This window comes from Pseudomonas sp. GM33 (genome assembly GCF_000282295.1).
Lineage (GTDB): Bacteria > Pseudomonadota > Gammaproteobacteria > Pseudomonadales > Pseudomonadaceae > Aquipseudomonas > Aquipseudomonas laurylsulfatiphila.
The window spans coordinates 1-7,053 of the sequence record NZ_AKJO01000154.1; the positions used below are offsets into that span (position 1 = coordinate 1).

At 59.6% G+C, this 7,053-nt stretch carries 5 protein-coding genes; 2 read left to right on the top strand and 3 right to left on the bottom strand.

What is annotated here, in order from left to right; translation table 11 throughout:
• Nucleotides 1–145: 145 nt before the first annotated feature.
• Entirely contained in the window at nucleotides 146–856 is a 711-nt protein-coding gene (locus PMI26_RS04435; RefSeq protein ID WP_007978956.1) for a GntR family transcriptional regulator, read from the bottom strand.
• A 194-nt stretch (nucleotides 857–1,050) separates the two neighbouring features.
• Between PMI26_RS04435 and lapG the strand changes: the two genes are divergently transcribed.
• Both lapG and lapD read left to right on the top strand, forming a co-directional pair.
• On the top strand, nucleotides 1,051–1,743 hold the full coding sequence (gene lapG / locus PMI26_RS04430; protein ID WP_007978958.1) for a cysteine protease LapG: 693 nt from the start codon (nucleotides 1,051–1,053) through the stop codon (nucleotides 1,741–1,743).
• Between the two features lie 14 nt (nucleotides 1,744–1,757).
• Nucleotides 1,758–3,704, top strand: coding sequence for a cyclic di-GMP receptor LapD (gene lapD / locus PMI26_RS04425; RefSeq protein ID WP_007978960.1), 1,947 nt, complete (start codon nucleotides 1,758–1,760; stop codon nucleotides 3,702–3,704).
• 44 nt (nucleotides 3,705–3,748) lie between these two features.
• Here lapD and PMI26_RS04420 read toward each other — a convergent pair whose 3' ends face one another.
• On the bottom strand, nucleotides 3,749–4,087 hold the full coding sequence (locus PMI26_RS04420) for a hypothetical protein (RefSeq protein WP_007978962.1): 339 nt from the start codon (nucleotides 4,085–4,087) through the stop codon (nucleotides 3,749–3,751).
• Between the two features lie 145 nt (nucleotides 4,088–4,232).
• The coding region (locus PMI26_RS32150) for a tandem-95 repeat protein (RefSeq protein ID WP_033048283.1) at nucleotides 4,233–7,053 on the bottom strand (2,821 nt) is incomplete at its 5' end.

Consider the following 7,053-nt stretch of genomic DNA (forward strand, 5'->3'; position numbering starts at 1 on the left):
AGAGTAGGTCATCGTCAAGATTGAATTCCAAAACCCCTGTCTGCTAACGCAGACAGGGGTTTTGTCGTTTCAGGGGTACTGAAAAGCCCGTTGTGGAGTTTCTCCACAACGGGCTTTCTCACGTCTTGTACTTGCCGCTGGGGGGTTACTTCGGTGTGTTTCTGGCCTGGACTTCAGGGCTGTTGAGGTAGCGCGTAATGACCTCGACCGCTCGGTTCAGGTGATGCTCAAGCAACTTCACGGAGCGTTCCACGTCCCGGTCCTTGGCGGCGCGCAACAGTGCCTGGTGGTCGTCCTGGGACAGTTTGCCCAGGCCCATGGCTTCCAGGTTGAAACGCAGGAACCGCTCTTCCTCATTCAGGCCGTCTTCAACCAGTTTCAACAGCCGGCGATTGGGTGCTCGGCAGTAAAGCGTCATGTGGAACAAGCGGTTGAGGCGGCCGATTTCGCTGTAGTCGCTTTGCGTTTCGAGTTCGTCGATGTAGCGGGCAGCCTGCTCGAGATCTTCGTCCTGGAGCAATGGCACCGAGAGACGCAGGGCCTCGGATTCCAGCAGGATGCGCAGCGCGTAGGTTTCAACGGCGTCTCCCTGGACCAGCGGCGCGACCACGGCGCCTTTATGGGCCACCACGTTGAGCAACGACTGTGCTTCGAGCTGGCGCAAGGCTTCCCGTACGGGCATGCGGCTGACGCCAAACAGATCGGCGAGGTCCTGCTGGCGCAGGGCCGCGCCACAAGGGATGCGCCCGTCAAGTATCGCCGCGCGCAGGGTTTCTTCGATCACCGAGCGAGCCAGATGTGCGGGAATCGGCCCGTTGACCTTGATACTGCTCAGAGGGTTGGGCTTTTGTGTCACTAAACGCACCCTGAATAATGAATTTTTTGGATCCAAATGACACTAGTGACTGCCTGACAGCTTGTCAAACAAGTGAACGAATGCCTTTGTTTCAGTTTAGCGCGCCACCAGTGATCTCACCGTGCCATTGTCTTTTTCCGGACTAACCTTCACCATTCGGACAATTCTCTCCTGCCTACCCAGGATGCCTCGCATTGGCGGCATGTTTAACGATCCCCCGGATTTTACGCTGGCTGTGCAGCGCATTGCTGCTGGCTGGCGTGATGCTGGGCAGCTTGAGTGCCGATTGGGACTTTTCCCTGATCAGCCGGCGGGCGCAGGCATTGTACGGACCTTTGGGAGAGGGCCAGCAACGCATTAATGATTGGCAATACTTGTTGGCCAGTCAGAAGCAGATCAGCGAGTCGGAACAACTCAATGTGGTCAATCGCTTCTTCAACAAGCAGGTGCGATACGTTGAAGACATCGACCTGTGGCATGAAGTCGATTACTGGGAAACCCCGATCGAAGCCCTGTGGAAAGGCGCCGGTGACTGTGAGGACTACGCTATTGCCAAGTACTTCAGCCTGCGTCACCTCGGTGTAGCCAGTGAAAAGCTGCGTATTACCTACGTCAAGGCACTGACGCAGAACCGTGCGCACATGGTGCTGACCTACTACTCGAGTCCCGAGGCCGAGCCCCTGGTGCTTGACAGCCTGATTGATGCAATCAAGCCGGCCAGCCAACGAAAGGATTTGCTGCCGGTCTACTCTTTCAACGCAGAGGGATTGTGGTTGCCGGGTGCCAAAGGCAACAAAAAGGTCGGCGATACTAAACGTCTGTCGCGCTGGCAGGATGTGTTGAAGAAAATGCAGGCCGAAGGATTCCCGGTCGAGACGACTAACTAGGAGCACGTGCTCAGATGTCTTTGTTCAAACAGCTGTTGATTGCTATTTGTCTGTTCCTGGTGGTCGCCTTCACCGGCAGTTTCATGGTCAGTCTGGAGAGCTCGCGCACTCAGTACGTCAACCAGTTGCGCTCCCATGCCCAGGACGCCGCGACCGCGCTGGCGCTTTCCCTGACCCCGAATATCGACGACCCGGCGATGGTCGAGTTGCTGGTCAGCTCGATCTTCGACAGCGGTTACTACGCGAGCATCCGCGTGGTCGATCTGAAGACCGATCAGCCCTTGGTTGAGCGCACGGGCATTCCGGCGGTCAACAACGTTCCGGACTGGTTCGTCAAACTGATCGGCCTGGAGCCCGCCGGTGGTGATGCGATCGTCAGCCGTGGCTGGGAGCAGGCTGCCCGGGTCGAGGTCGTCAGCCATCCGATGTTCGCGCTGGCCAAGTTGTGGCAAAGCGCCTTGGGCAGCCTGGGCTGGTTGCTGCTATGCGGCGCCGTCAGTGCGGTGCTCGGCGCGCTGTTGCTGCGCCAGCAATTGCGACCGCTGGATTATATGGTCAAGCAATCCCACGCAATCGCCCGACGGGAGTTCCTCAGCCTGCCGGAACTGCCGCGCACTCCCGAGCTTCGCCGGGTCGTGCAGGCCATGAACCAGATGGTCGAGAAGCTCAAGGCGCTGTTCCAGGAGCAGGCCGAGCGTAGTGAAAAACTGCGGGTCGAGTCCTATCAGGATTCGTTGACCGGGTTGGCCAACCGGCGCTATTTCGAGATGCAACTGAATGCGCGGGTGAGCAACCCGGAGCAGGCCAGCTCCGGTTATCTGCTGCTGTTGCGGGTCAAGGATCTGGCCGGCCTCAACCAGCGCCTCGGTGGCCAGCGCACCGATGAAGTGCTCAAGGCCGTCGGTGAGCAACTGACTCGCGAGTGCGCCAAGTACCCGGAAACCCAGAACCTGGTCACCCGTATCCGTGGTGGCGAATTTGCCGTGCTGGCGCCGGGGCTAGTGCGCGAAGAAGCGCTGCAACTGGCGCAAAATCTCGATAGCGCCCTGGCCAGTCTGCACGCTACCGGCGCCACTGATGTGGCTGCCGTGGCGTCTATCGGCCTGGCACCTTTTGCTCACGGTGACTCGCCGCAAGCCGTGCTCAGCCTCGGTGATCAGGCGTTGGCCCAGGCCGAAGGTCAGGGCGAGCAAAATTGGGCCTGCCTCGAACACAGCCTCTCGGCCAGTGTCGGCGACGATCACCACGCCTGGCATCAGATGCTCGACCAGGCGCTGACACAGCGGCGTTTCGAGCTGTATTTCCAGCCGGTAGTGGCCGCCCAGGACACGCAACTGGTACTGCATTACAAAGTGCTGTCGCGACTGCTCGATGAACACGGCCAGACCATCTCCGCCGGGCGTTTTCTGCCTTGGCTGGAGCGATTCGGCTGGACCGCGCGCCTGGATCGGCTGATGCTCGAACGGGTGTTGGCGCAAATGAGCGAACATGAGGCGTCGCTGGCGCTGAATCTGTCGTCGGCGACCTTGGGCGACCCCCAGGCGCAAAACAAGATCTTCGAGCTACTGCGTGCGCATTCCAACCTCGGCCCGCGTCTGACCCTGGAGATTGGCGAAGAGCAACTGCCTGATCAGGCAGTGCTGGAGCAATTGACCCGGCGTCTGCGCGAACTCGGCTTCTCCCTGAGCCTGCAACGTTTTGGCGGACGCTTCAGCATGATCGGCAACCTGGCGCGGCTGGGGCTGGCGTACCTGAAGATTGATGGCAGCTACATTCGGTCGATTGATCTGGAGAGTGACAAACGCCTGTTCATCGAGGCGATCCAGCGAGCGGCGCACAGCATTGATTTGCCGCTGATTGCCGAACGGGTCGAGACGGAAGGCGAATTGTCGGTGATTCGCGAGATGGGGCTATACGGTGTGCAGGGCCAGTTGTTCGGCGAGCCCAAGCCCTGGCGCTGATTTGATTACTCCCACGCAGGGCGTGGGAGTAATCGGAGGAGGCGTCAGATCAACCCGGTCTCTTCATCATCGATCAAATGGCTCAAGCCACCCAAGGCTTCACGGGCCTGGTCTCGGTCCATGAGTTTGGCCTGGGCTGCCGTCGGCAGGTCGGTGACGCGGATCACGCCTTTCTGCGTCAGCACCTGAATCAAGTCATCGAGTACCCGGATCATTTCCAGGTCACTTTGCTTGAGCTGTTTGAGGCTGTTCTCCACCGCCGCATTGGCAAACCAGGCCTGGATTTCATGATTGTCGGCCGGCAGCGTTTCCGTGGCCTCGGCATAGGCGGCGGGTTCCACGCGTACCAACAGGCCCTGCGCATCGCGTTGCACGTAAAACATTGAGCATCCCTCAGAATTGAGCCAGCGTCATGCTGTCAGCAGCATAGGTCAACTGCGCGCCAGTATGTGGCGCAGCGACGAAATCGTCACCGGGCAGTGGACACAAACGTGACGACCGCCCCAGAAGGGCGGCCGTTTTCATGCATCAGCTGTTGTTGTGATCGATTTTGATGGTCGGGTCGCTACCGGCAATCAGGTTGTGCAGGTTGGCGCTTGACCAGTTGTTGCCCTCCAGCTTGATCGTCACGTCCGGCGTGGCGGCTGCGGCATTGCCAGAGTTGAACTGACCGGTCGAGCTGACTTGCAGCGACGACACGCCATCGACCGTGGTGATCTTCAGGAAGTTGTCGATGGTGCTGCCGGTTTCGCCCTGCAACAGATCGCGCAGGTCGATCCGGTCGCCTTCGCTGGCCTTGAAGTCCTTGATCACGTCGTTGCCGGTGTCGCCCGCTTTCCAGACGAAGGTGTCGCCGCCCAAACCGCCAGTCAGGGTGTCATTGCCCTTGCCGCCCAAGAGAATGTCATTGCCGTCGCCACCGTCCAGCAAGTCGTTTCCGGTACCGCCGAGCAGAATGTCATTGCCGGTGCCGCCGTAGAGTTTGTCGTCGCCACCCTGGCCAAAGATGATGTCATTGCCGGCGGCGCCGAGCAGCGTATCGGCACCATCCTGAGCCCCAGACACATCGAACACGTTGTAGTGCTCGGTGATGTACTGGTGCACATTGCTTGGTGTGACCAGATTGGTCTCGACCCCGGTTTGCAGGCCGACAAAAGCCTGCAGCGAAGCGTAACCTTCGCCGGTGACGCTATTGAAGCTCACCAGGTCGCCGAAGATGATGTCATTGCCATCACCGCTGTTGACGGTGTCGTGACCCGGTAGCGTGGCCTCGCTGTGGCCGAGAATCGCGTTGGCCAGATCCGAAGGGTTGATATTGGCCAGCGGCTTGCCGTCGGTGGTGTTGTACGGCGCCAGGTCGCTTTCCTTGACGTCGCCGTTCAGGCCGATAGCTTGCACGGTGGAGTGGGCCGCCGCCAGCAGGGCAAATGCCGCTGCGGCATTGGTGGCGCTGGTGCTGTCGACATAGCCATCGCCATCGTTGGCCGACAACTCATAAGTGCCGTCACCCTGCGCATGGAGTGTCAGGCCACTGTATTTTGAAGAGCTCCAGTTACCCTTGCTGTCCTCACTCCATTTGTAAACGGCGCCATTGGCATCGACCAACGTACGAGTTGCGCCGCCGATCACTGTGGTGAAAGCAGTGCCAGGCCTGTAGTCACCCAGTTTCAACAGGCTGTCCAGGGTCAGGTCCGGGGAGCTGCTTGACTTGAAGTTGACGACGACCGGGTTGGTCTGTTCATTGCTGGTGTAAGCGGTTGGCTCACCGTCGGTAATGAAGTAGGTGAGATTGATCGCATTAGGGTTGCTCTTCGCATCAGCACTGTAGAACCAGTTGGCGGTGGTCTTGAACACGTCCTCGTAGTTGGTGTATCCGCCCGATTTCATGCCGTCGAGAACCGACTTCAAGTTCGCCAGGGCATCCTTGCTGGACAGGTCGATCGAAATCGACTGTTTGACCGTTGTGTCGAAGTCCACGAGGAACACTTTCACAGTACCCGGATTCGCGTCTTTCGAAGTCGCACTGGCGATCAGCGAAGTAAACACCGCCTCCAGAGACTTCTTCGCCGCTGACATGGAGGCGTCGCCCATACTGCCCGAGCTGTCGACCATGAAGGCGATATTGTAGTTCTGACCTGGTGCGACCGTCAGCCCGCCGATATCCGACACCACGATGTCATTGCCACTGGTGCCGGTGACGGTGTCGTTACCGGCGGTGGCAGTGAGCGGGTTATAGACCGCTGGATTGATCGTGATCGGAATCTGCGTCGTATTGCTGGCCGAATCACCCTGGCTCTCGGTCGAGACTGCCGTCACGGTCAGCGTGTTGGTGCCGGTGGCGTACGGTGCCGGGGTGTAGCTCAACTTGCTGACATCCCACCCGCTGAGGTCGACGACGCCGTTACCGGTTGTGCCGGTAAAGGTGTGCGTGCCATCGGTCAGGGTCGCACCTGCCGGGATGCCGGCGATCGAGGTAATGGTCTGGGTTTCAGAGCCATCAGTGTCCACTGACGTTACCTTCAAGCCCAACGCGATGCTGCTGTTCTCGGCCACCTGAGACGTGGTGGCGGTCACGATCGGAGTATCCGCGACCGCAGTCACACTGATGTCCAGCGTGGTGCTTGAACCGGTATTGGTGGTGTAGGTCACAGTCGGAACCTTGCCACTCCAATTGTCGGCAGGGGTAAAGCTGTAGTCACCACTGGCAGCGACTGTCAGCCTGCCCACGTTTGCAATGGTGGCAGTCCCCCCCGCGTTGTACTCGATGCCACCGATAGTGAACTTGGTCACGCTGAGAGCGTTGTCCACATCACGGTCGTTGGTCAGCACGTTACCGGTGGCGACCTGGTCTTCAAGGGTGGTTTTGAGGTCCGCAGCCAGCACACTCGGGTCATCGACCGACGTGACGCTGATGTTCAGGGTCGAGGTGACGTTGGGTCCCGAACCGTCGGTGACGGTGTAGGTGACGGTTGGTACCGTGCCGTTGTAGTTGGCGGCCGGGGTGAAGGTGTAGGCCCCACTGGCTGCGATCACCAGGGTACCGACATTGGCGATGGTCGCCGTGCTGCCGGCCGTGTAGGTGGTCGATCCAATGGTGAAGTTGACCACGCTGACTTGGCCATCGACGCTGCTCGTGCCGGTGAGCACGCTGCCGCTGAGGGCGGTGTCTTCCAGGGTCGAGACCGTTTCGCTGGCGTCGGTGAAGCTGTCGTTGACCGGTGTGACGCTGATATTCAGGGTCGAGGTGTCATTAGGTCCCGAGCCGTCGGTGACGGTGTAGGTGACCGATGGCACCGTGCCGTTGTAGTTGGCGGCCGGGGTGAAGGTGTAAGCCCCGTTCGCTGCGATC

What these genes read in the sequence shown, in the direction of transcription:
- lapD (WP_007978960.1), top strand. Translation starts at nt 1,758, where the DNA reads ATGTCTTTGTTCAAACAGCTGTTGATTGCTATTTGTCTGTTCCTGGTG.
- PMI26_RS04420 (WP_007978962.1), bottom strand. Translation starts at nt 4,087, where the DNA reads ATGTTTTACGTGCAACGCGATGCGCAGGGCCTGTTGGTACGCGTGGAA.